Source organism: Mycobacterium sp. Root265 (genome assembly GCF_001428895.1).
Lineage (GTDB): Bacteria > Actinomycetota > Actinomycetes > Mycobacteriales > Mycobacteriaceae > Mycobacterium.
In genome coordinates, this window is record NZ_LMJA01000031.1 from 425,902 (window position 1) to 449,919 (window position 24,018).

The 24,018-nt window shown below is 67.2% G+C and carries 21 protein-coding genes and 1 riboswitch; of the genes, 12 read left to right on the forward strand and 9 right to left on the reverse strand.

The features are described from left to right. Window positions 1–84: 84 nt before the first annotated feature. Window positions 85–1,980, forward strand: a complete 1,896-nt coding sequence (locus ASE48_RS27890; protein WP_082614467.1) for a cellulase family glycosylhydrolase — start codon at window positions 85–87, stop codon at window positions 1,978–1,980. A gap of 6 nt (window positions 1,981–1,986) precedes the next feature. Here the strand turns inward: ASE48_RS27890 and ASE48_RS27895 are convergent, their stop codons facing one another. Further along, window positions 1,987–2,835 carry a glycoside hydrolase family 16 protein gene (locus ASE48_RS27895; RefSeq protein WP_057170399.1) on the reverse strand — a complete coding sequence of 283 codons (849 nt, stop codon included), beginning with the start codon at window positions 2,833–2,835 and terminating at the stop codon, window positions 1,987–1,989. A gap of 185 nt (window positions 2,836–3,020) precedes the next feature. On the opposite strand from ASE48_RS27895, the gene ASE48_RS27900 reads away from it, so the two are divergent. Both ASE48_RS27900 and metE read left to right on the forward strand, forming a co-directional pair. Then, window positions 3,021–4,187, forward strand: a complete 1,167-nt coding sequence (locus ASE48_RS27900) for a hypothetical protein (RefSeq protein WP_057170400.1) — start codon at window positions 3,021–3,023, stop codon at window positions 4,185–4,187. A gap of 153 nt (window positions 4,188–4,340) precedes the next feature. Next, window positions 4,341–4,547: riboswitch (cobalamin riboswitch) on the forward strand. 137 nt (window positions 4,548–4,684) lie between these two features. Continuing rightward, complete coding sequence (gene metE / locus ASE48_RS27905) at window positions 4,685–6,964, forward strand: 5-methyltetrahydropteroyltriglutamate--homocysteine S-methyltransferase (RefSeq protein ID WP_057170401.1); 2,280 nt, start codon at window positions 4,685–4,687, stop codon at window positions 6,962–6,964. 51 nt (window positions 6,965–7,015) lie between these two features. Here metE and ASE48_RS32380 read toward each other — a convergent pair whose 3' ends face one another. From ASE48_RS32380 to prpD, 4 genes are read right to left on the reverse strand one after another with little or no spacing between them, the layout of a single operon-like run. After that, window positions 7,016–7,279 carry a WhiB family transcriptional regulator gene (locus ASE48_RS32380; protein ID WP_082614469.1) on the reverse strand — a complete coding sequence of 88 codons (264 nt, stop codon included), beginning with the start codon at window positions 7,277–7,279 and terminating at the stop codon, window positions 7,016–7,018. Beyond that, window positions 7,276–8,433, reverse strand: coding sequence for a bifunctional 2-methylcitrate synthase/citrate synthase (locus tag ASE48_RS27910; protein ID WP_057170402.1), 1,158 nt, complete (start codon window positions 8,431–8,433; stop codon window positions 7,276–7,278). The genes ASE48_RS32380 and ASE48_RS27910 overlap by 4 nt, the downstream gene beginning before the upstream one ends. Next, on the reverse strand, window positions 8,430–9,347 hold the full coding sequence (gene prpB / locus ASE48_RS27915) for a methylisocitrate lyase (RefSeq protein WP_057170403.1): 918 nt from the start codon (window positions 9,345–9,347) through the stop codon (window positions 8,430–8,432). The genes ASE48_RS27910 and prpB overlap by 4 nt, the downstream gene beginning before the upstream one ends. Beyond that, complete coding sequence (gene prpD / locus ASE48_RS27920) at window positions 9,344–10,849, reverse strand: 2-methylcitrate dehydratase PrpD (protein WP_057170404.1); 1,506 nt, start codon at window positions 10,847–10,849, stop codon at window positions 9,344–9,346. The genes prpB and prpD overlap by 4 nt, the downstream gene beginning before the upstream one ends. Window positions 10,850–10,970: 121 nt before the next feature. On the opposite strand from prpD, the gene ASE48_RS27925 reads away from it, so the two are divergent. Both ASE48_RS27925 and ASE48_RS27930 read left to right on the forward strand, forming a co-directional pair. Next, window positions 10,971–12,395: a short-chain fatty acyl-CoA regulator family protein gene (locus tag ASE48_RS27925; RefSeq protein ID WP_442928771.1), complete on the forward strand. Its 1,425-nt coding sequence runs from the start codon at window positions 10,971–10,973 to the stop codon at window positions 12,393–12,395. After that, on the forward strand, window positions 12,392–13,345 hold the full coding sequence (locus ASE48_RS27930; protein WP_235571618.1) for an FAD-dependent oxidoreductase: 954 nt from the start codon (window positions 12,392–12,394) through the stop codon (window positions 13,343–13,345). Before ASE48_RS27925 ends, ASE48_RS27930 begins: the two co-directional genes overlap by 4 nt. A gap of 12 nt (window positions 13,346–13,357) precedes the next feature. Here ASE48_RS27930 and ASE48_RS27935 read toward each other — a convergent pair whose 3' ends face one another. Next, window positions 13,358–14,050, reverse strand: a complete 693-nt coding sequence (locus ASE48_RS27935) for a hypothetical protein (RefSeq protein ID WP_057170406.1) — start codon at window positions 14,048–14,050, stop codon at window positions 13,358–13,360. A gap of 169 nt (window positions 14,051–14,219) precedes the next feature. Further along, complete coding sequence (locus ASE48_RS27940; protein WP_057170407.1) at window positions 14,220–16,061, reverse strand: Hsp70 family protein; 1,842 nt, start codon at window positions 16,059–16,061, stop codon at window positions 14,220–14,222. Between the two features lie 69 nt (window positions 16,062–16,130). Here ASE48_RS27940 and ASE48_RS27945 point away from each other — a divergent pair, with 69 nt between their 5' ends. Beyond that, window positions 16,131–16,610 (forward strand): nuclear transport factor 2 family protein, encoded by a 480-nt coding sequence (locus ASE48_RS27945; RefSeq protein WP_057170719.1) that lies wholly within the window; start codon window positions 16,131–16,133, stop codon window positions 16,608–16,610. On the opposite strand, the gene ASE48_RS27950 is transcribed toward ASE48_RS27945, so the two are convergent. Then, a complete protein-coding gene (locus ASE48_RS27950) occupies window positions 16,611–17,261 on the reverse strand; it encodes a L,D-transpeptidase family protein (protein WP_057170408.1) in 651 nt (216 codons plus the stop codon). Between the two features lie 77 nt (window positions 17,262–17,338). On the opposite strand from ASE48_RS27950, the gene ASE48_RS27955 reads away from it, so the two are divergent. Next, window positions 17,339–18,781, forward strand: coding sequence for a bifunctional phosphatase PAP2/diacylglycerol kinase family protein (locus ASE48_RS27955; RefSeq protein ID WP_057170409.1), 1,443 nt, complete (start codon window positions 17,339–17,341; stop codon window positions 18,779–18,781). Here the strand turns inward: ASE48_RS27955 and ASE48_RS27960 are convergent. Beyond that, window positions 18,735–19,412 carry a phosphatase PAP2 family protein gene (locus ASE48_RS27960; protein ID WP_235571620.1) on the reverse strand — a complete coding sequence of 226 codons (678 nt, stop codon included), beginning with the start codon at window positions 19,410–19,412 and terminating at the stop codon, window positions 18,735–18,737. The genes ASE48_RS27955 and ASE48_RS27960 overlap by 47 nt on opposite strands. A gap of 110 nt (window positions 19,413–19,522) precedes the next feature. On the opposite strand from ASE48_RS27960, the gene ASE48_RS27965 reads away from it, so the two are divergent. The 5 genes from ASE48_RS27965 to cysD all read left to right on the forward strand — a co-directional run bounded on the left by ASE48_RS27965 (window position 19,523) and on the right by cysD (window position 23,992). Then, the gene (locus ASE48_RS27965) at window positions 19,523–20,005 is read left to right on the forward strand and encodes a hypothetical protein (RefSeq protein ID WP_057170410.1); all 483 of its coding nucleotides are present in this window, start codon (window positions 19,523–19,525) and stop codon (window positions 20,003–20,005) included. Continuing rightward, the gene (locus tag ASE48_RS27970; RefSeq protein WP_057170411.1) at window positions 20,002–20,718 is read left to right on the forward strand and encodes an NUDIX hydrolase; all 717 of its coding nucleotides are present in this window, start codon (window positions 20,002–20,004) and stop codon (window positions 20,716–20,718) included. Before ASE48_RS27965 ends, ASE48_RS27970 begins: the two co-directional genes overlap by 4 nt. A 113-nt stretch (window positions 20,719–20,831) precedes the next feature. After that, window positions 20,832–22,211 carry a sulfatase family protein gene (locus ASE48_RS27975; RefSeq protein WP_057170412.1) on the forward strand — a complete coding sequence of 460 codons (1,380 nt, stop codon included), beginning with the start codon at window positions 20,832–20,834 and terminating at the stop codon, window positions 22,209–22,211. A 66-nt stretch (window positions 22,212–22,277) separates the two neighbouring features. Further along, on the forward strand, window positions 22,278–23,078 hold the full coding sequence (gene stf0, locus ASE48_RS27980) for a trehalose 2-sulfotransferase (protein WP_057170413.1): 801 nt from the start codon (window positions 22,278–22,280) through the stop codon (window positions 23,076–23,078). Then, window positions 23,075–23,992, forward strand: coding sequence for a sulfate adenylyltransferase subunit CysD (gene cysD / locus ASE48_RS27985; protein WP_057170414.1), 918 nt, complete (start codon window positions 23,075–23,077; stop codon window positions 23,990–23,992). Before stf0 ends, cysD begins: the two co-directional genes overlap by 4 nt. Window positions 23,993–24,018 lie beyond the last annotated feature (26 nt).

Genomic DNA, 24,018 nt, shown 5'->3' on the forward strand with positions numbered 1-24,018 from the left:
TGCCTATTTCAGGATGCCTGGTTGGGCTAGTCTCTGAACTGGCTGAGCTTCCGCCGGCCGCTTTCACGACCGTCGGGAGTCGTCATGAGGAAGCCAGCTCGTCGCAGCGTTCAGCGGCGAACGATCGTCACCGTCTCCGCGGCCGTGGTACTCGCCACGGTGTGCGCAACCACCGAACAACGGCCACCGATCAGCCTGCGCGCGGCGTCCTATGCCGTCGACATGGTCGCCGCCATCGAAGAGACACCCACCACCATCGGCCTGGCCGATTCGAACCTGGTCCGCCTCGACGACGAGGACCTCATCAACAAGCAACTCGACATGATGCAAGCGCTGGGTGTCCAGAACGTCCGCATCGGCATCTCCTGGATCTCGACGCAGCTCACCGAGGATGGCAACTTCTTCTGGGGTGCCACGGATTACGTCATCAACGAAGCGCACCGGCGCGGCATGGGTGTGCTCGGCGTCCTTCATGAGACTCCGGCGTGGGCGGGCAGCCCGCCGCTGTCGGGGGTACCGAATCTTGATGCGTTCGGCCGATTCGCCGGCGCGGTCGCCGAGCGATACGAGGGCAAGGTCTCCGCGCTCGAAGTCTGGAATGAACCGAACGGCCGGTTCTTCCTCAACCCCGTCGACCCCGCCGCTTACACCAGCATGGTCAAAGCCGCCTACACAGCCATCAAGGCATTCGACGATCCCGACGACCCGGACGATGACATCACCGTCGTCGCCGGCGTGCTGGGATCCGGCCGCACCGTCGGCAACGACTTCACCATGAACCCCATCGATTTCCTGCAGGGCATGTACGACGCCGACGCACACGGCTTTTTCGATGCGTTCTCTTTCCACCCCTACCACTACGACATCCCGTTCTCCGAGGGTGCAACACAATCGGACTCCCCGATTCTGCAGCTGCGCGCGATCAGGGAACTGATGGAGCAGTACGGCGACGGTGATCTCAAGGTGTGGGCCAGCGAATACGGCCTTCCCACAACGCCGTTCGACCCGACCCATCCGCTGCTGTACAACTCGCCGGAAAAGCAGGCCGAGTTCCTCGCGGACTTCCTGGCGAGCTGGCAGCGCGAGGACGGTACCGGACCGATCTTCATCTACTCCACCCGAGACATCAACACCGGCAGCACAAGCGATCAGGACAACTTCGGCATCTGGTACACCGACTGGTCCGAGAAGCCTGCGGTACAGGTCATCCGAGACTTCCTCGAAGATCTCGAACCCGACAACCCCATCTGGGACGCGATCCGCCAGGTCGTCAGCCGCGTGGTCGAGATCACCGGCGAGGTGATCAACGGCGTGGTGGATGCCATCGTGTGGGGCGTGGAGGCATTCATCGATGCAACGGTGTGGGTGGTGAAGACGATTGCCGAGGTGACCGTCAACGTCGTCGAGGGCATCGTCGACATCACGTCCAAGGTCGTGCACGGTATCGCCGACGCCATCGTCAACTCGGTGAACTGGGTGGTCGAGAAGGTCAAGAGCTGCCTGGGAATCGAGAGCACCGCGCCGGCGCAGAACCGGATGATGGCTGCTGCAACAGTTTTGACGGTCGACGACCCCGCGAAGGAAGAGGACACCCCGGCGGTCCCGGAGAATCCCGCCGACCCGGAAGTGGTCGAGCCCACCGCCGGCGACGCTGAAGTCGTCACCACCGAGGGTGTCGACACTCAGCCTGTCGACGCCGATATCGTCGAACCCGACGCCACCGTCGAGCCTGAGGTTGCCGAACCCGAAGTGACCGAAACCGAGGTCCCCGTGACCGCCGAACCCGAGGCCACCGAGACCGAGGCACCCGCTCCCCCGTCCGACGACGTGACCGAAGAGCCGGACGCGGAGGAAGCCGAGCAGGAGCCCGCCGAGGAGGCCGAGACCGCGCCACCGGTCACCGCCCGTACGACGACCACGACGCGGACCGCCAAGACGGCAAAGGCACCGAAGACCGCAGCGTCCAGCGGGGTGAAGTAACCCGCCTCAGAACACCCGGATCCAGTCGACCAGCATCTCGGCCGGGTAGTTGCCGCCGGCGGGCTCGCGCCCGCCGGAGCCACCGACCGCGATGTTGAAGATCGGCGCCATGGTGTAGCCGGGATCGTTGAAAGGCCACGGGTTCAGCGAGTTCGCCGGCACCGTGAAGTAGGGCTCCATGCCCGGCTGGTAGTCCTTCCAGAAGTACAGGCCGGTCGGCTGCCAGGTCATGCGCCAGGTGTGCCAATTGCCGTCGACCGGATGTTTGTCGGTCGCCATCGCGGTGCCGTCGAGCAGAGCGTGCACGGTGGTGCCCGACGGCCAGTCCCGGTTGCCGTACCACTCCACCAGGTCGATCTCACCGCCGCGAACCGGGTCGTCGTTCAGCAGCCAGAACGCCGGCCATGCGCCGTCGGTCAGGCAGTTGAGTTTGATGCGGGCTTCCCAGGTGGTGCCGATTCCGCCGCGCCAATTGCCGATGATCTTCGCGCTGGCGTACTTCTCCTGGATGTTCGCGCCCTCGCCGCGGGTGGCGCGGATGACGAGGTTGCCGTTGCCGTCCTGGAAGACATGCTCCTGATCGGTGACGTAGCGGCCCATGTTGTAGGGCTTGTCCCATTCGACGGGGTTCCTGATGGTCTCCCGGACGGGCACGATGAACCATGCGGCCGGGTCCGGAGGCGATCCCGCAGGACCGTTGAACTCGTCCTGGAACAGCATTGCCGGCGCGGCCGCCGCGGGCGCCGGAGCGCCGGGGCCGGGCACCGGTCCGGGCGGGAAATCCCCCGGGATGGGTTCGGCGTGGGCCGCCGGGGAGGGTAGTGCGGCGGCGGCCGCACCCAGTCCCAGCATCATCAAGGCACTGCGTCGATCAAAATCAGGCACAGCCGAACCATAAACGAGAAAGGGCGGGTTTCGCGCGCAACCACGCGAACAGCGAACCCCGCGGACGGCGAAAAGGGAGGCCCCACTTTCACCGCAGGCTCGGCTAGCGTTTGCGTCGGCAAACTAACGGATCCGACGCGGGAGTCATAAAAGGCATGGCCAACAAGGTATTTCGACAGACCCTCACCGCGGGCGTTGTTCTTGCCAGTGCCGGTGCCATCGCGCTGACCCCGGTGACCGTGACTCCGGAGATTCGCGCCGTCGTCGACACCCCGCGCGTCGTCACCACCGACGTGATGCCGGCCGGGCTGGTCCAGGACCTGCAGCTCATCGGTAACGGCGCCCGGGCCGCGGTGGAGCAGAGCGTGGACGCGCTCACCCGCAAGATCCCCGATCTGTGGTGGACGGTGCACGAGCAGTGGCCCGACGCCGACCTGCTCCACTGGAACTACGCCCTGGTCACCGATATCTTCCTGGCGCCCATCACACCGCTGCTCATCGGCCCGCTCAACGACGCGGTGGCCGAGGCCGTGGCGCGCAATTTCCCGGTCCTGGGCGATCAGATCCGCCAGATCCCCGACTTTGTCGAGTATGCGTTCGTTCGGCTGATCGGGCCGGTCCTCAGTGCCATCGGCGGTGCCGGGGTGGCGCACTCGGAGATCTTCTACTCGATGACGACGCTGCGCATCGAGCCCTTCATCGAGGCCATCGTCAGGGCGCCGTTCCACGTGATCGACGGCCTGCTCTTCGGCGGCTACGGCGACCTCGGCCCGATCCTGCCCGGCCGTGAGGGGCACTACATCCCGGCGCCGGGTCTGTTCACGCCGTGGGGCAAACCGCCGCGGGTCCGCGCCATCAAGACGCCGAACGACATCGTCACCACGGTCCCCGATGCCAACACGAACCTGGTCAGCCTGTCCACCGGTCGCGTCGAGAGTGCCAACGAGGCGGACACCGCCGTCATCGAACCCACCACCGACACCGTCATCAAAAGCCCGGTGGAGGCCGCCGTCGAGCCGGTGATCGAGACTGTCGAGCCCGAGACGGTCGTGGAGACACCGGAACCCACCGAAACGGCCACCCCCGCCGCCGACGACACAGACATCACCGAAACCGAAGGCGAAACCGTCACCGACGAGACGGCGACCACCAAGCCGGTCAAGCCCGCGAAGGTCGATCCCGCCGCCGGAATCCGGCAGGGCATCAAGGACTTCCGTGACAACGTCGGCCGCACCGTCAAGAAGCTCACCGGGGGCGGGTCGACGTCCCGCTCGGACTCGCAAGCCGGTGGCGGCAAGGGCGAATCCACCGCGTCGGAGTAACTCAGCATCCACTGTGGGCCTCATGCACAGGATCGAGGTGGTCTGCGTGCACGGGGCCCACAGTCGCCTCGACCTGGCCCGCTGCGTCGGTCTGCTGACCGGTAAAGTGCCAGGTGCAGCTGGTCTGCCACGAACGTGCGTTCTGCGTTTGCGGCATCGAGCAATGCGGTCGGCGACGACCGCATCGTGAGAGGGAACCCGGTGAGAATCCGGGACTGTCCCGCAGCGGTAAGCAGGAACGACCGCCGTCATAGGCACTGGTGCGCAGCTCACGCTGACGCCGGGAAGCGACGGCCAGTAGGAACACCTCAACGGTGTGCGCCTGTGAGTCCGAAGACCTGCCAGCTGTGCTGGGCGCGCCGCGCCCGGCGGCGCATCGCCTCGAGGACTGGGCGTATGGCCGGTGTGGTCATCGTGCGCACGGAATGCTCACGGTGGTTTCTTCGGTTGTACGTACCTATGGGCGATGGGCTTCCCATCTTGTCGAAGGACGTACCGTGTCACCACAATCTGCTGCACCGTTCACCGCCACCACCCTGGGATCGCCACGGGTCGGCCCCAACCGCGAGCTGAAACGCGCCACCGAGGGCTATTGGGCCGGCCGGATCAACCGCGCCAAGCTGGAAGCAACCGCCTCGGGCCTGCGGCACGGCACGCGGTCCGCGCTGGCCTCCGCCGGTCTGGACTCCATCCCGGTCAACACGTTCTCCTATTACGACCAGGTGCTGGACACCGCGGCCATGCTGGGTGCGCTGCCGCCCCGCGTCGCCGGAATCGAAGACGAACTGGATCGCTACTTCGCCGCCGCGCGTGGCACCGGCGACATTGCGCCGCTGGAGATGACGAAGTGGTTCGACACCAACTACCACTACATCGTCCCCGAGATCTCCGCTCAGACGTCGTTCTCGCTGAACCCGTCGAAGGTGCTCGGTGAGCTCAAAGAAGCTCTTGCCCAGGGCATCCCGGCCCGTCCGGTGATCATCGGACCGATCACCTTCCTGGCGCTGTCCAAGGCGGTCGACGGGGCCGGCGCGCCGATCGAGCGCATCGGCGAACTGCTGCCGCTGTACCGGGATCTGCTCGCGCGCCTGGCCGCCGCGGGTGCTCAGTGGGTCCAGATCGACGAGCCGGTGCTGGTCACCGACATCGTGGCGGACCCCGCAGGTCTGGCCGAGCGGGTGTACTCCGATCTCGCTGTCGCAGAACAGCGTCCGGCGATCTTCGTGGCCACCTACTTCGGTGCACTGGACAACGTGCTGCCTGCGCTGGCCCGCACACGGGTCGAAGCCATCGGTGTCGATCTGGTGGCCGGCGGCGACCAGGCCGTGGTCTCGGTGCCCGAACTCGCCGACAAGCTGCTCGTCGCGGGCATCGTGGACGGCCGCAACATCTGGGCGACGGACCTGGATGCCACGCTGGGGCGGCTGACCGCCCTGCTGGGTCAGGCTGGCGCAGTCGCCGTTTCCACGTCGTGCTCAACGCTGCACGTGCCCTACTCCCTGGATCCCGAAACCGAACTCGGTGCGGCACTGCGGAGTTGGCTGGCGTTCGGCGCCGAGAAGGTGACCGAGGTCGCGACGCTGGCCACTGCGCTGCGGGACGGCCGGGATGCGGTGGCGGACGTGATCGCCGCGTCGACCCGGGCCGCGGCCTCGCGGAAGACAGATCCTCGGCTGTACAACGCGAAGGTCCGTGCCCAGCTGGACACGGTGCTGGCGTCCGGAACCACGCGTGGCCCGGCCGCAGACCGGCGGCGCAGCCAGGATGAGCGGCTGAACCTGCCGGCGCTGGCCACCACCACCATCGGTTCCTACCCGCAGACCACCGAGATCCGTAAGGCCCGCGCGGCTTTGCGGTCCGGCGAGATCGATCAGGCCGGCTACGACGAGCAGATGAAGGCCGAGATCGCCGAGGTCATCCGGTTGCAGGAAGAGATCGGGCTGGACGTGCTGGTGCACGGCGAGCCCGAGCGCAACGACATGGTGCAGTATTTCGCCGAACTGTTGGATGGCTTCTTCGCCACCCAGAACGGTTGGGTGCAGTCCTACGGCACCCGTTGCGTACGTCCTCCGATCCTGTACGGCGACGTCGTGCGGCCCGAGCCGATGACGGTCGACTGGGCCACCTACGCCCAGTCGCTCACCACCAAGCCGGTGAAGGGCATGTTGACCGGGCCGGTGACCATCCTGGCCTGGTCGTTCGTGCGTGATGATCAGCCGTTGGCGGACACCGCCAATCAGATCGCGCTGGCCATCCGCGAGGAGACTGTCGATCTGCAGGCGGCGGGGATTGCGATCATCCAGGTCGACGAGCCGGCGCTGCGGGAGCTGTTACCGCTGCGGTCCAAGGAGAAGCAGGCGTACCTGGAGTGGGCGGTCGGTGCGTTCCGGCTCTCCACCTCGGGTGTCGACGACAGCACCCAGATCCACACCCACCTCTGCTATTCGGAGTTCGGTGAGGTGATCGGCGCGATCGCCGACCTGGATGCCGATGTCACCTCCATCGAGGCGGCGCGCTCGCACATGGAGGTGCTCGACGACCTCAACGCGATCGGGTTCTCCAACAGCGTGGGTCCGGGTGTCTACGACATCCATTCCCCGCGGGTCCCCGGCACCGACGAGATGGCCGAGTCGTTGCGGGCCGCGCTGCGGGCCGTGCCGGCCGAGCGGTTGTGGGTCAATCCCGACTGCGGCCTGAAGACCCGTAAAACCGACGAGGTGACGGCGTCGCTGCGAAACCTGGTGCAGGCCGCCGCGTTGGTGCGCACCGAGCACTGAGATAGCGCTGTGGCCCGGATCCCCACGGGATCCGGGCCACAGTCTCCTCGCTCATGCGCCGCGACGTTGATCGGCAATCACGAACAGCCTGGCGCGGTCGGTTTCCGACATTCCTCCCCAGATTCCGAAGTCCGCACCGCTGTCGATCGCAAACCTCGCGCATTCCCACCTGACCGGGCACTTTCCACAGATCTCCCGGGCAACCGCCAACCGTCGGCGCCGGGACCGCACCTGTTCACCGTCGGGATGGAAGAACAGGTCGGGATCCGTGTCACGGCATCGAGCCTGATGTCGCCAATCCTCGGGTCTGATCACCTCAGCGCGCGCTGCGGATGCCCGCTGTAGTCGCTCAACGGCCGGATGAGCGCGTTGGAGGCGGCCTGCTCGATGATGTGCGCGGTCCAGCCGGTGATGCGGCTCATCACGAAGATCGGGGTGAAGCTCGGAATGTCGAAGCCCATCAGGTGATATGCGGGCCCGGTCGGAAAATCCAGATTCGGTTTGATGCCGGTCGCCGCCTGCATGTCCTTCTCCAGCACGTCGTAGATGTCCAGCCAGCGGCGCCCGTCTCTGGCCGCCGCGACGGATTCCAGCGCCGCTTTCATGGTGGGGACCCGGGAGTCACCGTGGCGGTAGACGCGGTGGCCGAAGCCCATCACCTTCTCTTTGCGGGAAAGCTTGTCGTGCAGCCAGGCCGACGCATTGTCGGCGCGTCCGATCTCCATCATGTCGTGCATGACGGCCTCGTTGGCGCCGCCGTGCAGAGAGCCCTTCAGCGCACCGATGGCGGCGGTGACCGCACTGTAGATATCGGATTGGGTCGAGGTCACCACGCGGGCCGCGAAGGTGGACGCGTTGAAGCTGTGCTCGGCGTACAGCACCATCGACTGCTCGAAGGCCTCGACGATCACGGGGTCCGGCACCCAGCCCTTCCCTGTCGCTCCGCTCGCCCCGTCGCCGAAGCACATGGCCAGAAAGTTCTCCGAGTAGCCCAGGTGGCTGTGCGGCGCGATCGGGTCGAGCCCGCGGCGGCGGCGCATATCGGCGGCCACGATGGTGGGCAGCACGGCGAACATCCGTAATGCCTTGGCGTAGTTTGCCGGAACCGAGCTGTCGTCCTCATCGGGGTCCTCGGCACCCAGATAGCTGATCGCCGTGCGTACCACGTCCATCGGATGGCAGTTCTCCGGCAGCTTGGTCAGCAGCGACAACAACGACCGGTTGAGTCGCCGCGAGGAGCGTTCACGCTGATTGAACAGCGCGAGCTCCTGATCTCCTGGGAGCTCGCCGTGCCACAGCAGGTAGGCGACCTGCTCGAAGCTGCACTTCGCGGCCAGGTCTTGCACCGGGTAGCCGCGGTAGGTCAGCGTGTTGGTCTCGGGGACCACCTTGGAGATCGCGGTGGTGTCCACGACGACGCCGGCCAGCCCCTTGTAGATCTTCGGCGTGTCTTCGATGGCGCTGGTCATGTCGATGCTCCCTGAATGCTGAAGTTGAAGATGTCTGAATCGAATTCGTTGTATTCGGCGTAGCGCAGCAGTTCGTAGAGCCTGCTGCGGTGCTGCATCTGGTCGAGCAGTCCGGCTTGTGTTCCCGCCGAATCGATCTCACGCAGACCGACCTCGACAGCGTGCATCGCCAGTCGCAGAGTGGTCACCGGATAGATGACCACGTTGTAGCCGATATCGGACAGCTGACTCGCGGTGAGTAACTCCGACTTGCCGAACTCGGTCATGTTGGCCAGCAGCGGGGTGTCCACCGCGTCGCGGAACCGCTCGAATTCGGCTGGGGCGTGCAGCGCTTCGGTGAAGATGAGGTCGGCGCCCGCATCGGCGTAGGCCTTGGCTCGATCGATGGCCGCCGGGATTCCCTCGATACCCGCGGAGTCGGTGCGCGCGCAGATGACGAAGTTCGGGTCCCTGCGGGCCGCGACAGCCGCCCGCACACGCTTGACCATCTCGGAGGTCTCGACGACGGCCTTGCCGTCGAGATGCCCGCAGCGTTTGGGGTTGACCTGGTCCTCGAGGTGCAGGCCGGCCAGCCCGGCATCCTCGAGAACGGTGACCGTGCGGGCCGCGCTCATCGGCTCACCGAATCCGGTGTCGGCGTCGATGAGCGTCGGCAGATCCGTTGCCGCAGCCATCTGGGCACCCCGGCCGGTGACCTCGGTCAGCGTCGTCAACCCGATATCGGGTAGACCGAGATCGGCGGACAGCACCGCTCCGGAGACGTACACCCCGTCGAACCCGATGTCGGCGACCAGCTTGGCGACCAACGGGGAGAAGGCTCCTGGGAAGCGTTGTAGGCGTCCGGACTTCAGCGCGCTGCGGAACCTGATCCGTTTGTCGGCAGCGGAGATAGCGGAACCGAGCAGGCCCGTCACCGGAATATCCCCGACGGAATCGTGGGCGCCTTGTCCAGCACGCGCGGATCGACGCGGATGTTCAGCACTCCGAGTCCCCCGGGCTTGATTCCGGCAACTGCGTCGACGGCGCTCAGAAAGCGTTGTTGCTCTTCGGATTCCACCACACCCTCGGCGAGGTCGCTGAACTTGCCGACATACTGTTCGCGCGCGAACGGGCGGGCACCCAGCGGGTGCGCATCGGCCACGGCGAGCTCGTCGACGATGGTCTCACCGCTCTTGAGCGTGACGACGGCCTTGGCGCCGAACGCCTTCTCCGCCGGATCGGTGCTGTGATAGCGCCGGGTCCACTCGGGGTCTTCGACGGTGGAGATCTTGCTCCACAGCTCGATCGTGTCGGGCCGGTGTGCGCGCTCGGGGGCGTAGGACCGCTCGTGGTGCCAGACACCGTCCTGCAGGGCTACGGCGAAGATGTACATCACCGAATGGTCGAGCGTCTCGCGGGAGGCACCCGGATCGAACTTCTGCGGGTCGTTGGATCCGGTGCCGATCACCACATGGGTGTGGTGGCTGGTGTGCAGCACCGCCGAGGCGATCTGATCGAGATCGCCGATGCGATCCCGCATGCGGCGGGCCAGGTCGATGGGCGCCTGGCTCTGGTACTCCGCGGAATGCTCTTTCGTATAGGTGTCCAGGATGGCGCGCTTGGACTCGCCCGGCGCGGGCAGCGGCACCGGGTAGCTGCGCTCGGGGCCGCCGAGCATCCAGGCGATGACGCCGTCCTCGCCCTCCCATATGGGTGAAGGGGAGCCCTCGCCGCGCATGGCACGGTCCACGGCCTCGATGGCGACCTTGCCGGCCCATGCCGGCGCGAACGCCTTCCAGCTGGAGATGGATCCCTTGCGGGACTGCCGGGTCGCGGTGCACAGGTGCAGTGCCTGACCGATCGCGGCATAAATGGTCTCGGTGTCCAGTCGCAGCATGGTGCCAAGGCCGGCGGCGACCGCCGGACCCAGGTGCGCAACGTGGTCGATTTTGTTCTCGTGCAGGCAGATACCTTTGACCAGGTCGACCTGGATCTCGTAGGCGGTGGCCAGCCCGCGGATGAGGTCGGATCCGCGCACACCGAGCTGCTGGCCGACTGCCACGAGTGCCGGGATGTTGTCGCCTGGGTGCGAGTACTCGGCGGCCAGGAAGGTGTCGTGGAAGTCGAGTTCACGCACCGCGACACCGTTGGCCCATGCGGCCCATTCCGCGGACACCTTGCCGTCGACTCCGAACACCGAGGCGCCATGACGGTTGGGGTGGGCCAGTGCCTGCGCCCGGGCCACCGTGACGGGGCGACGGATCACCGAGGCGGCCGACACCGCGGCGTTGTCGATGAGGCGGTTGATGACCATGTCCTCGGTCTCCGGCGCGACCTCGACGGGGTCTGCGGCCACCTCGGCGATCTTCCAGGCGAGGTGCTCGGTGCGGGGAAAGTCTTCGGCGCTGCGTCGTGTCCGGACGTCATGGATCTGCATATTCCGCACGGTACGCAGGCGGCGATATCGTGCGAAAGTACCTGTAAATGCGTAATTGTGCGTCCTTGGCCGGCACATTTTGCGAATGTTGTGTAAGACGCCTGTTATAGGGTTACACCCGGTGGCGAAGACCTTCGCGGGAGCCCGGCTACGGCGGCTCAGAGATGAACGAGGCCTGACTCAGGTCGCACTGGCCCGCGCTCTCGGCCTGTCCACCAGTTACGTCAATCAGCTGGAGAACGACCAGCGCCCGATCACCGTTTCGGTACTCCTCGCCCTCGCCGATCGCTTCGACCTACCGACCCACTACTTCGCCCCGGATTCCGACGCCCGGCTGCTGTCGGATCTGCGGGAGATCCTCGCCGACGGGCCCGCCACCATCGCCCAGATCGAAGAACTGGTGGCCCGGATGCCGGAGGTCGGCCAGACCGTCGTCAGCATGCACCGGCGACTGCACGACGCGACGTCCGAACTCGAAACCGTGCACGGGCGCGCCAACCTCGACGCGCAAGCCGGGACCCAGCAGCCGATGCCGTTCGAAGAGGTCCGCGACTTCTTCTACGACCGGCGCAACTACATCGACGCGCTCGACCGGGCCGCCGAGGAGCTGTTCACCCGACACCGTCTGCAACTGGGTGGTGTGGATGCCCAGTTGGCCACGCTGCTGGCCGACGAATTCGGGATCACGGTCATCGTCGACGACGGAGACAGGCTGGGTTCAGACGTGAAGCGGCGCTTCCACGCCGAGACGAACACGCTGTATCTCGCGCGCTGGCTGCTACCCGGACAACGTGCGTTTCAGCTCGCCACCCAACTCGCGCTGCTACTGCATTCGGAGCTGATCTCGGCGATCGTCGCCACCGACGACCAGCTCAGCAACGAGGCACGGGACGTGGCCCGCATCGGGCTGGCGAACTACTTCGCCGGTGCACTGCTGTTGCCCTACCGGATCTTCCTGTCCGCCGCCGAGGAGCTGCGCTACGACATCGACCGACTGGCACGGCGATTCGAGCTGGGTTTCGAAACGGTCTGTCACCGGCTGTCGACCCTGCAACGTCCCGACGCCCGCGGCGTGCCGTTCATCTTCGTCCGCACGGACAGCGCGGGGAACATCTCGAAGCGTCAGTCGGCCACCGCTTTTCACTTCTCCCGGGTGGGCGGCAACTGCCCGCTGTGGGTGGTGCATCATGCGTTCGCGCGCCCCGGCGAGTTCCTGACCCAGGTGGCGCAAATGCCGGACGGCCGCAATTACTTCTGGCTGGCCAAGACCTCGGTGTCCACACCCAGCCGGTATCTGGGCACCCCGAAGAGCTTTGCGATCGGCCTGGGTTGCGACCTGGCCTACGCCGACAAATTGGTCTACTCGGTGGGCATCGACCTCACCGATGCCGACGCAGCCGTGCCGATCGGGGCCGGCTGTCGCATCTGCGACCGGCCGGTCTGCCCACAACGGGCGTTTCCGTATGTGGGCCGACCCGTTCAGGTCGATCCGCATACCAGCAGCAACCTGCCGTACCCGCCGGCCACGCGTAGCTTCGAACCGTGACCGCGGCACTGCAGACCGTCGTGGTCGGCTCCGGGATCAGCGGGCTGACCACGGCCATCTCTCTGCTGGAGGCCGGCCACCGGGTGCGGATGGTGGCCGCAGACCGCGCCATGTCCACCACCTCGGCCGTGGCGGCGGCGGTGTGGTTCCCCACCCACGTCGCCCCGTGGGAACGCGTATCGGGCTGGGGCGCGCACACCTTCGAGGTGCTCGCCGAGCAGGCGGCGGCGCACGCCCCGGGGATGGTGATGCGCGAGTCGCTCAGCCTCTATCGAACACCGCCGGGCGAACCCGGGTGGACAGCCGCCGTCGGCGATGTCCGGCCGGCCCGGCCGGACGAACTGCCTGAGGGCTACCCCTACGGCTTGCGCTACGCGGTGCCGCTGGCGGAGATGCCCCACTACCTGCCATGGCTGGAGGCCCGGGTCCGCACCCTCGGTGCCCAGGTCACCCAGCGGCAGCTGGGGTCACTGGACGAGGTGGGCGACGGGGCCGACGTGGTGATCAACTGTGCCGGCCTCGGCGCGGGCGAATTGGTCGACGACCCGTCGGTGTATCCGGTGCGGGGGCAGGTCGTGCGGGTCAGCAATCCCGGTCTGACGATGTCGGTTCGCGACGAGGAGCATCCGGGTGGCCGCGCCTACGTGCACCCGCGGACCGAGGACTGCATTCTGGGCGGCACCCTCGATGAGGGGCAATGGGACACCACGGCCGACCCGGCCGTCGGCGCGGCGATCCTGGCACGGTGCGCCGAGCTGGTGCCCGCGCTACGCGACGCTCGAGTACACGAGCAGGTCGTCGGACTGCGGCCCGGGCGCCCGGCCGTCCGGCTCGAGGAAGGCGAGCGGTTGCGATCCGGCGCACGAGTGGTGCACAACTATGGGCACGGCGGTTCGGGGATCACCTTGTGCTGGGGCTGCGCGCGCGAGGTCACCGCGCTCGTGGGCTGACCCTCCCGGGAATCAGCGGAAGTACTGCTCGTCACCCGACGGATAACCGCCGCCGGTGGTGGTGACATGCACGTGGTCGTAGTGGCCGTAACCGCCGGAGCCCGCCGCACCGCTCGGGGTGTAGTAGGTGCCCCGCCAGATGGCGTCCTGCATGCCGAAACGGGCGGCGTTCTTGGTGACGTAGGCGACGATCTGGTTGCCCAGCGCGACACCCTCCGCGCTTCCGGGGTTCGGGATCATCACGTCCAACGCCAGACCGTTGGGATGCCAGCGCAGCGCATCCGCGCGCACGCCGCCGATACTGCGGATTTCCGGGAACACCGCGCTGATGGCACGGGCGGCCAGAATCGTCTTGATCTGCAGACCGTGCTCGGGAGCCACGCCCTTGGGCAGCAGCAGTGATCGGGTGTCCGCGCGCCACCTCGACGCCGAGACGAGTTGCGCGGAGGCGACCTCAGGGGCGGCGGCCACGATGGCGGACGGGCTCCAGCCGAAGGATGCCGGCGCGGCCACGACCTCGACGCCCAACGGGGCGGCCTCGGCGGCGGTGACCACGGCCGGAGCAGCGACTCGTGCCCCGGGATCAGGGGCCGTACCAGGCTGGATATCGCCGCCGATGGAGAAGAGCACGGCCGCCGGCGCCACGATGGCGGCGAGCGCGGCAGTCGACCGCAGTCGGCCGTGAGCCATTCCTTGTCGCCGCATTCACCACACCTTCGAGCTCGCCGACTTCGACTTCAGCAACCGCCGAGACCCGGCCGTTTGCTTGTCGTTACCTATCCGTGACTTAACCCGGGTGACTATAACCCGGCGTGTCGCAGCAGCTCAACTCTTTGTGAGATTGGTATGAGCAGGTGAAGTGGCAGGTCCCGGCCTACGGGGCCGCCGGAGCGGCCGGGTTGGGCACCTGGACAGGTATCGGCGGCAGCAAAGGAATGTTGATGTACGTCGTCGTCATCGCCGGTGCCTGAGACACCGTGGTGACCTCCGCGGTGGTGGTCGGCAACGTGCTCGGCGCCGTCGTCGTGGTGGTCGTCGGCACCGTCGTGGTCGTGGTCGTGGTCGTCGTGGTGGACGGCGTCGTGGTGGTCGTCGTGGTGGTCGTGGTCGTCGTGGTGGTGGTCGTCGTGGTTGTTGTCGGCGGCGTCGTCGTGGTCGTGTGCGTCGTCGGCGCCACCGGCTGCGGTGCGACGGGCTCCGGTGGCGGCGGCGGTGCGGGCGGCGCCTCGGTCACGGTGAGGACGGGCGGCGGCGTCTCGATCACCGGCGGCTGCTCAACAGGAGGTGGGGTGTACACCCCCGACACCGGCGCGGTCGACGGGGTTGGTGTGTCGGTTTCCGAGACACCGGTCAACGCGATCGCCACGCCGCCGAGCGCGACGACGGCCAGGATTCCCGCGGCGGCGAAAACCGCCATCGGCAGCCGTGGCACGCCCCGGGACTCGTCCTCGTATTGGGCCGGAACATGTTGGGAGACAATGCGGGTGGATTCATCCCCGATGTACGGGTTCGCCGCACTGACCTCGGGGTAGTCGTCGGGGCCGGTGTAGGGCACCGGCTCGCCGCCGCCGTCGTCATCCTGCGACCACGCCAGCGCCCGGAACGTCGAGGACCCGGACTGGTCCGGGATCACGATGGGCGGTGCCAGGCTGGTGGGGGCGTCGGCACCGAGTGCCGGAGCCATCCCGGTCTGCGCGCCGGCCTCGGCCGCACCGGCCGCGAACAGCGCCGCCCCGACGGCCGCGTCCAGTGCAGGCTGCGGGGTGCTGACCACCGGGATCTGGGTGTGCGCGGACAGCTGCCGGGTGATCAGCGGAATACTGGCACCGCCACCCGCGGTGGCGATCACGGATACATCGTTCCAGCCGATCCTGTTGCGCTGCAACAGATTGTCCAGCTCATCGAGAACCTGCTGCAGCGGCTCGGCGAGCAACGCCTCCAGCTCGGCGCGCGTCACCCGCACCACCGACCGGTATCCGGGCAGTGCCACCGGGATCTCGGTGGCCGTCGCCGCGGACAACCGCTCCTTGGCCTGCCTGCACTCCTCACGCAATGCACCGAGCAGCCCGACCGCGGCGGTGGCGCCCGGGTCGGTGTCCTCGATGCCGGACAGCACGTGGGTCAGCAGCGCCTGGTCGATCAGGTCACCGGAGAATTCGGCCACCCGGGTCGTCTCGTCGAGCGGCTCGAAGGCCGCGCCGGAATCGGCGAGAGTGATGCTGGTGCCACCACCGCCCAGATCCACCAGCACCACCGGACCGCCGGCGCTCAGGCCCGGATTGATGTGCAGCGAGGTCAACGCGGCGACGGCATCGGAGACCAGCCTCGGCGGTGTCCCGTTCGGGGAGAGCACCGGGTTGGTCCGCAGCGTCGCCCGCAGCGCCCGCAGCGTCGCAGCGTTCCAGTGCGCGGGAACCGCGACGGCTGTCTGCGCCGAAGCGGTGCCGCCCACGACACCGACCATCGCCTCCAGCGCCTCGGCCAACAGGTCGTCGGCCGGATAGGACGATCCGTCCGAGGCCACCAGCGGCACCGGATCCCCCACGCGGTCAACGAATCCGGTCAGCACCTGTCCGGGCTGACCGGATGGCGCACCGACTTCCGGCGCGCCCTGCACCGGAAGTGTCAGAACAGCGCGCCGAGTCACGGGCAGGTCGCCGACACGTGCCGCGACCAGGTTGGTCGTCCCGATGGACAACCCCAACGGGTCGGTCATTGGGCCCACCATAACCGCCGCCACTCCGATCGGCCGAACGGACACAACGCGGGGAAAGCCTGTGTTGTGATGTCGGGCATGGCTGACAACCTCGCTGAAATCGAAGCAATCAAACAGGTCAAGTACCGCTACCTGCGTGCGCTGGACACCAAACACTGGGACGATTTCGCCGACACCCTCACCGAGGACGTGGTCGGGGACTACGGCGAATCACTCGGCGAGGAGCATCACTTCACCGACCGCGCGACGCTCGTGGAGTTCATGCGCAACTCGATGCCGGCCGGCATCATCACCGAGCACCGGGTGACCCATCCCGAGATCGCCATCGACGGGGACGAGGCCACCGGCATCTGGTACCTGCAGGACAAGGTCATCGCCGCCGAGTTCAACTTCATGCTCATCGGAGCCGGCTTCTATCACGACAGCTACCGGCGCACCGCGGACGGCTGGAAGATCAGCAAGACCGGCTACGACCGGACCTACGACGCCTCGCTGTCCACCGAGACCGTCGGCTTCAAGGTGAAAGCCGGTCGGGCCGTGAACATCTGACTACTTCGAGACGGCGATCAAGGCTCCCGGGCGCAGCCACCGGATGATCTTCACCAGCGCGGCGTCATCGATGGCGACGCACCCCGCCGTCGCGCTGCCGTCGGTGGTGTGCAGGAAGAACGCACTACCCGCGCCGGGCGCCCGCGCCTTGTTCACCCCCATCACCACCGCGTGCGCGTACTGCGGGATCTGCAGGTTCTCGGTGCCGCTGTCCTCGGTCGCGAACGGGCACTGCGCCTTCTCGCACACCTGCATGGTGTTGTAGGTCGCGCTGTTCACATCGCCGTCCCACCAGTGATTCGGCCCCACCTGGACGTAGGGCAGACCACCACCGGGATTGGCCTGGGTGCCGAACGCGAAGTCGAGGCTGAACACACCCATCGGCGTCTTCATCGAACCCTCGCGGATCTCCTGTGCCATGCCGCTCGAACCGATGTGGGCCGGTATGCCGATCCCGACCGGGTTCCAGCCCGCGGCGGTCCGCTCCCACACATCGATTTTCGCCGTCGTAGGCCCCACGCCCACAACCGAAATCACCTGCGTGGCGTTGCCGACGGAGTTGACGAACCAGGGTGTCTCGGCGGCGTTGACGACCGGCGCCGACCCGAGGGCCAGCCAGAGCGCGCTCAACACCACGAGTAGTCGGCGCATCCGACCATCGTCGGCACCGCAGGTGACTCAGGTCAAGTCAAGGTTTGGACACGGCGCTTTGTGCGTACCTTGTAGCCATGGGACTTGGAACGGTCGACCGGCGCATTTTCCTGGCCGTTGCAGAATCCGACAGCAAAGTACTCGATACGGTGATGCCCAAGCTGACTTCGGCCGCCGACCACTCGAAACTGTGGTTCGCGATCGGCGCCGGACTCATCGCCGCGGGTACCCCATCCATGCGCCGCGGCGCAGCCCGCGGCCTGCTCACGCTGTCGGTGACCAGCCTGGTCACCAATCAGGGAGCCAAGCGCATCTGGGTGCGGCAGCGACCGGACTTCGCAACGGTGCCCTTCGTCCGGCGCTCGCGGCGCATGCCGACATCGAACTCGCTGCCGTCCGGGCACTCCGCCAGCGCGGCCGCCTTCGCGGTCGGTGTCGGCCTGGAGAATCGCAACCTGGGTTTCGGTCTCGGTGCGCTCGCCGGCCTGGTCGGCCTGTCCCGGGTGGCCACCGGCGCGCACTATCCGGGCGATGTGCTGGCCGGATTCGGAATCGGCACCGCCATCGCGCTCGTCGGCGCAGGCGTGGTGAAACCGCTCAGACAACCCCCGGCCATCGCGTCCGAGCCGCGCGTTTTAGACACCGAGCCCCGCCCGAACGGCGAGGGCGTGGTGCTCGTGGTCAACCCGAACTCCGGCAGCGGCACCGGCGGGCGCATCCTCGACGAGGTCCGCGAGGCACTGCCCAAGGCCGAGATCGTCGAGGTCGGCGACACCGAAGACATCGAGGAGAAGTTGCGCGAGGCCGCCGATCGGGCCGAGGTACTGGCCGTCGGGGGCGGCGATGGCACCGTCTCGTGCGCCGCCGGAATCGCCTACGAGGCGAACGTGCCGCTGGCGGTTTTTCCGGGCGGCACCTTCAACCACTTCGCCAAGGACATCGGCTGCGAGACGGTCGCCGCCACCGTCGAGGCGATCCGCGCCGGATCCGCCGCGTACGTCGACATCATCCGGTTCAACGACTCCGACACCGTCGTCAACACCGCGAGCATCGGCGCCTATCCGAAGTTCGTCCGCATCCGGGAAAAGCTCGAGCACAAGATGGGCAAACCCCTGGCCGGCGCCTACGCGCTGTACCGGACGCTGAGCAGCGACGCCACGGTGCGCATCCGGTACGACAACAAGACCGTGCAGACATCGCTGTTCTTCCTGGGCAATTCGCTGTACTCGCCGTCGGGTTTCGCGCCGTCACGCCGGGTGCGGATGGATGACGGCCTCATCGACGTCAGGATCCTGGAAACCGGTCGTAGGTTCAGCACGGTGCGGATCCTGACCGCCCTGGCGACGGGCAGGCTGGTGTACAGCCCGCTCTACCGCGAACTGCGGGTCCCCGAGTTCAGCTTCACCGCTGTGGACGGTCCCACGCCAATCGCGCACGACGGTGAGGTGGAAGTCGTTGCGCAGGAAGCGAATTTCAAGGCGCTGTACCGGGCGCTGCCGGTTTTTCGTCCACTACCGTGACGCGCCTGCTGGTGAGTATCGGCAGACAGACCAGCACCCACAGGTAGCCCAGCGCCCAACCGGCCAGGACATCGGAGGGGTGATGCACGTTGAGCACCACCCGGCCCACGCCGACCGCGACGACGATCAGCACGCCGATCGCGATGGCCGCGCTGCGCCACCGGCCGCGCAGCCACGGTGACGCGGCGAACAACATCGCCGTCACCGCCACCGCCGTGCCGAGCGCGTGGCCGGACGGGAAGGACGACGAAAACTCCGGGACCAGCGCGGTGACCGGACGTGGCCGCGACACAACCGCTTTCGCGAACACCACGATCAGCGCGGAGAACTCCACCGTCGCCGCCAGGAACAACGCCACCCGGTACCGGTCCGGCCTGCGCCCCATCAACAGGTACACGATCCAGATCAGGGCGATCAGGCGGAACACCGCCGGGTGGAACACCGTGCACAGCACATCCCACGCGGTTACCCAGCCCGGATGCGCGACGCCGTAGCGGTACAGCGGATCCAGCACCGCCCAGTCGGCGTTCTCCATCCACTCCCACCGCCCGAGCACCCCGGCCAGGGCGAGCAGGAAGACCGCCGCGGCAGGCACGGCGCCGGCCTGCAGCGCAGTGCGGCGTGCGCCCACGTCCCACCCCACTCTCGCCGTTCCCCCTGCGGACATCGGTCTGCGGCCGAGCATAGGCGACCACCGGATCGCCGCCGCCGCGAAGTCGGGTTGCCGGTATCGTGCGAAACATGGCGGTGTTCCTGCGCAAACTACTGCGCATCGGCAAACTTCCCAGCGAGTTGCGCGAGGCTGTGGAAGCCGAAGGCGTCATCCACTACGCCGAATACGTGCCCGTCACCAGGCGTTTCACCGGAAAGGTGCCCGGGAAACGCTCGGTCGGCAGCGTCACCAGTTTCTCCGGTTCACTGGTGTTCACCTCCCAGCGTGTGCTCGGCACGCTGTCCACCGTCCCCAAGCTCGCCGGACGCGCCATCGACCTGCAATGGGACGCACCGCAATCGGGCCCGGTGATCGCCGATATCTCCTCGGCCGGCCTGGTCATCAACCTCGATGTCGCCCAGGTCGACCCACGGTGCTCGGGCCAGCTGTCCCTGCATTACAAGGAGCCGTTGAGCGACGACGTGCTGGCACGCCTGCCGCGCCGGTCGCTGGCCTACGACGTGCCGCCGGAGTTCATCTTCCGTGCCGTCGGGGTGCCGTACCACCCGTGACCATCAGCTACGACGAACATCTGCGGGAGCGGATCCGGGCCAACCTCGCCGGGCATGAGCGCCGCACGTTCACCGACACCACCAAGCGGCGTGCCGCCGTCGCGGTGACGCTGGTGGACTCGCACCTGGGCGAGGATCGGGTGGACCCGGCACCGGTCGAGGACTGGATCGCCGGGCGGCCCATGCCCGACTCGCTGGACGGCCGGATGGTCGACGTCTCCGGCGGTGCCGCTTTCCTGTTGTGCCGCAGGGCGTCCCGGCTCAACTCGCATGCCGCACAGTGGGCATTGCCCGGCGGGCGCCTCGACCCGGGCGAGTCCTCCGTCGATGCCGCGTTGCGCGAACTCCACGAAGAGGTCGGTGTCGATCTGCCGGGCAGCTCGGTTCTGGGCCTGCTCGACGACTACCCCACCCGCTCCGGCTACGTCATCACCCCGGTGGTGCTGTGGGGCGGGGGCCGGCTGGATCTGCACCCATCCCCTGACGAGGTGGTCGCCGTCTACCGGGTCGGCCTGCACCAGCTGCAACGCGCGGACTCACCACGTTTCATCACCATCCCGGAAAGCCCGCGCCCGGTGGTGCAGATCCCGTTGGGAAATGACCTGATCCACGCGCCGACGGGCGCGGTGCTGCTCCAGATGCGCTGGCTCGGGCTGGAGGGTCGCGGCGACGCCGTCGACGAACTCGAGCAGCCGGTGTTCGCCTGGAAGTGACTAGCACATGCGGTGAGGGCCGTACAGCGCACGAACCGCGCTGCGCAAAACCCAACGGCGGACCAGACTTCCGCTGTGGGATATTGCCAACAGACGAATAGGAGGTGTCCGTTGTGACAGACGCACGGCGCGACAATGTGCTGATCGTGCACTGGCATGACCTGGGCCGCCATCTCGGGGCGTACGGGCACAGCGATGTGCGCAGCCCGCGACTGGACCAGCTCGCCGCCGAGGGGATCCTGCTTGCCCGCGCGCACGCCACCGCGCCGCTGTGCTCGCCGTCGCGGGGGTCGCTGTTCACCGGCCGCTACCCGCAGAGCAACGGACTGGTCGGCCTGGCGCACCACGGCTGGGAGTACCGCACCGATGTGCGCACCCTGCCGGACATCCTCGGCAAGTCCGGCTGGCACACCGCACTGTTCGGTATGCAGCACGAGACGTCCTACCCCAGCCGCCTCGGGTTCGACGAGTTCGACGTCTCCAATTCCTACTGCGAGTACGTCGTCGAACACGCCGACACCTGGCTGCGCCAGGCACCGGCGGCTCCTTTCCTGCTCACCACCGGATTCTTCGAGACGCACCGTCCCTACCCGCATGACCGTTACGACCCCGCCGACCCCACCGCGGTGCAGCTGCCCGACTACCTGCCCGACACCCCGGCGGTCCGCCAGGACCTCGCCGATTTCTACGGGTCGATCACCGTGGCCGACGCTGCTGTGGGCCGACTGCTGGACACCCTCGCCGAGACCGGGCTGGACCGCAGCACCTGGGTGGTGTTCATGACCGACCACGGTCCGGCGCTGCCGCGAGCCAAGTCCACGCTGTACGACGCGGGCACCGGGATCGCGATGATCGTGCGGCCACCCACCGGGTCGGCGGTGCCGCCACACGTCTACGACGAACTGTTCAGCGGCGTCGATCTGGTCCCGACCCTGCTGGATCTGCTCGGTGTCGAGGTGCCCACCGAAGTGCAGGGTCTGTCACATGCCGCGGGTCTGCTCGCACCCGCCGAGAACGACGTGCCGGTGCGCACCGAGGTGTACTCGACAAAGACTTATCACGATTCTTTCGACCCCATCCGAGCCATTCGCACAAAGGACTTCTCGTATATCGAGAATTACGCATCACGACCATTATTGGATTTGCCCTGGGATATCGCCGACAGCGCCCCCGGCGCCATCGTCGGCCCGAATTCGCTGAGCCCGCGGCCGGAGCGGGAGCTCTATGACCTTCGCACCGATCCTGGCGAGTCCACGAACCTTCTCGAGACGAGTTCTGGCGCCGAAATGGAGGAAGTCGCCCGTGACCTCGCACTCCGACTGAACGACTGGCGCGAGAAGACCAACGATGTCATCCCCTCCGAGTTCGCCGGCACCCGCATTTCGGAGCGCTACACACAAACGTATTTGACGATCAAGGAATGGCCGGCATTGAGCCGCTCGGCGATTGCGGCCGACCGCGGTATCGAAGACGCCGAGCAGTCTTCGCAATAGTTAAATTCAGCCTGACGCGAATATCCCGTCTGCGCCGGGAAAACAATAGCGGTTAGAGTCTCGCCCATGGCTCATCCGAAGGCGTATCTCGTCCTCGCATCCCAGCGCAGTGGCAGCACGCTGCTCGTCGAATCACTGCGTGCCACCGGTGTCGCCGGTGAGCCGCAGGAGTTCTTCCAGTACCTGCCCACCACCAGTCAGTCGCCCCAGCCGCGTCAGTGGTTCACCGGCGTCGAGGACGAATCCATCCTGCGCCTGCTCGACCCGCTGGACGAGGGCAAACCGGATCTGGCGCCGGCGACCATCTGGCGCGATTACATCCAGACGGTCGGCCGCACCCCGAACGGGATCTGGGGCGGGAAGCTGATGTGGAATCAGACCCCGCTGCTGCTGGACCGTGCCGCCGGGCTGCCGGACCGCTCCGGTCAGGGCCTGCTGTCGGCCATCCGCGACGTCGTCGGCAGCGATCCGGTGCTGGTGCACGTCTACCGGCCCGATGTGGTGTCGCAGGCCGTCTCCTTCTGGCGCGCAGTGCAGACCCGCGTGTGGCGTGGACGTCCCGACCCGAACCGCGATGCCCGGGCCGAGTACCACGCCGGGGCAATCGCGCACGTCATCACCATGCTGCGGGCGCAGGAAGAGGGCTGGCGGAACTGGTTCGAGGAAGAGGGCGTCGAACCGCTCGACGTGTCCTACCCATACCTGTGGCGCAACCTCACCACCGTCGTGGCCACCGTGCTGGAGCAGCTGGGCCTCGATCCCCGGCTGGCGCCGGAACCGGTCCTGGAACGTCAGGCCGATCAACGTTCCGACGATTGGGTAGACCGTTATCGCGCCGACGCACACCGAGAGGGGCTGCCGACATGACCGCCAGTACCGACACCGTTCTGGTCGATGAGCTCCGGCTGTTGGAGGCCGAAGCCGTCCACATCATCCGCGAGGTCGCGGCCGAACTGCAGCGCCCCGTGCTGCTGTTCTCCGCGGGCAAGGACTCGATCGTCCTGCTCCGGTTGGCGGAGAAGGCTTTTCGGCCCGGACCACTGCCGTTTCCGGTGCTGCACGTGGACACCGGGCACAACTTCGCTGAGGTCATCGAGTTCCGCGACCGGCGCACCACCGGCGTCGGGCACAAGCTGCTCGTCGGATCGGTGCAGGAGACCATCGACAGCGGCCGGGTCGCCGACCCGGGCCCGGGTGCGTCGCGCAACCGGCAGCAGACTCGCACCCTGCTCGACGCCCTGGAGGCCGGCGGTTTCGACGCGGCGTTCGGCGGTGCGCGCCGTGACGAGGAGCGGGCTCGGGCCAAGGAGCGCATCCTGAGCTTCCGCGACGAGTTCGGACAGTGGGATCCGCGCGCGCAACGGCCCGAACCGTGGTCGCTGTACAACGGTCGGATCCGCAAGGGCGAACAGGTGCGCGTCTTCCCGTTGTCGAACTGGACCGAGATCGACATCTGGCGCTATATCGAGTTGGAGAACCTCGAACTGCCCTCGATCTACTTCGCGCACGAACGTGAGGTGTTCGAGCGTGACGGCATCCTGCTGGCGGTATCGGAATTCGCCAAGCCCACCGGCACGGAGACCGCGGCGGTGGAGTGGGTGCGCTACCGCACCGTCGGCGACCTCACCATCACCGGTGCGGTCCGCTCCACAGCCACCACGATCGACCGGGTGATCACCGAGATCTCGGCGGCCACCGTCTCCGAACGCGGGGAAACCCGCGCCGACGACCGCACATCCGTTGCGGCAATGGAAGACCGCAAGCGAGAGGGCTATTTCTGATGATGGGGCGAGCGCAGCGCAGCGGA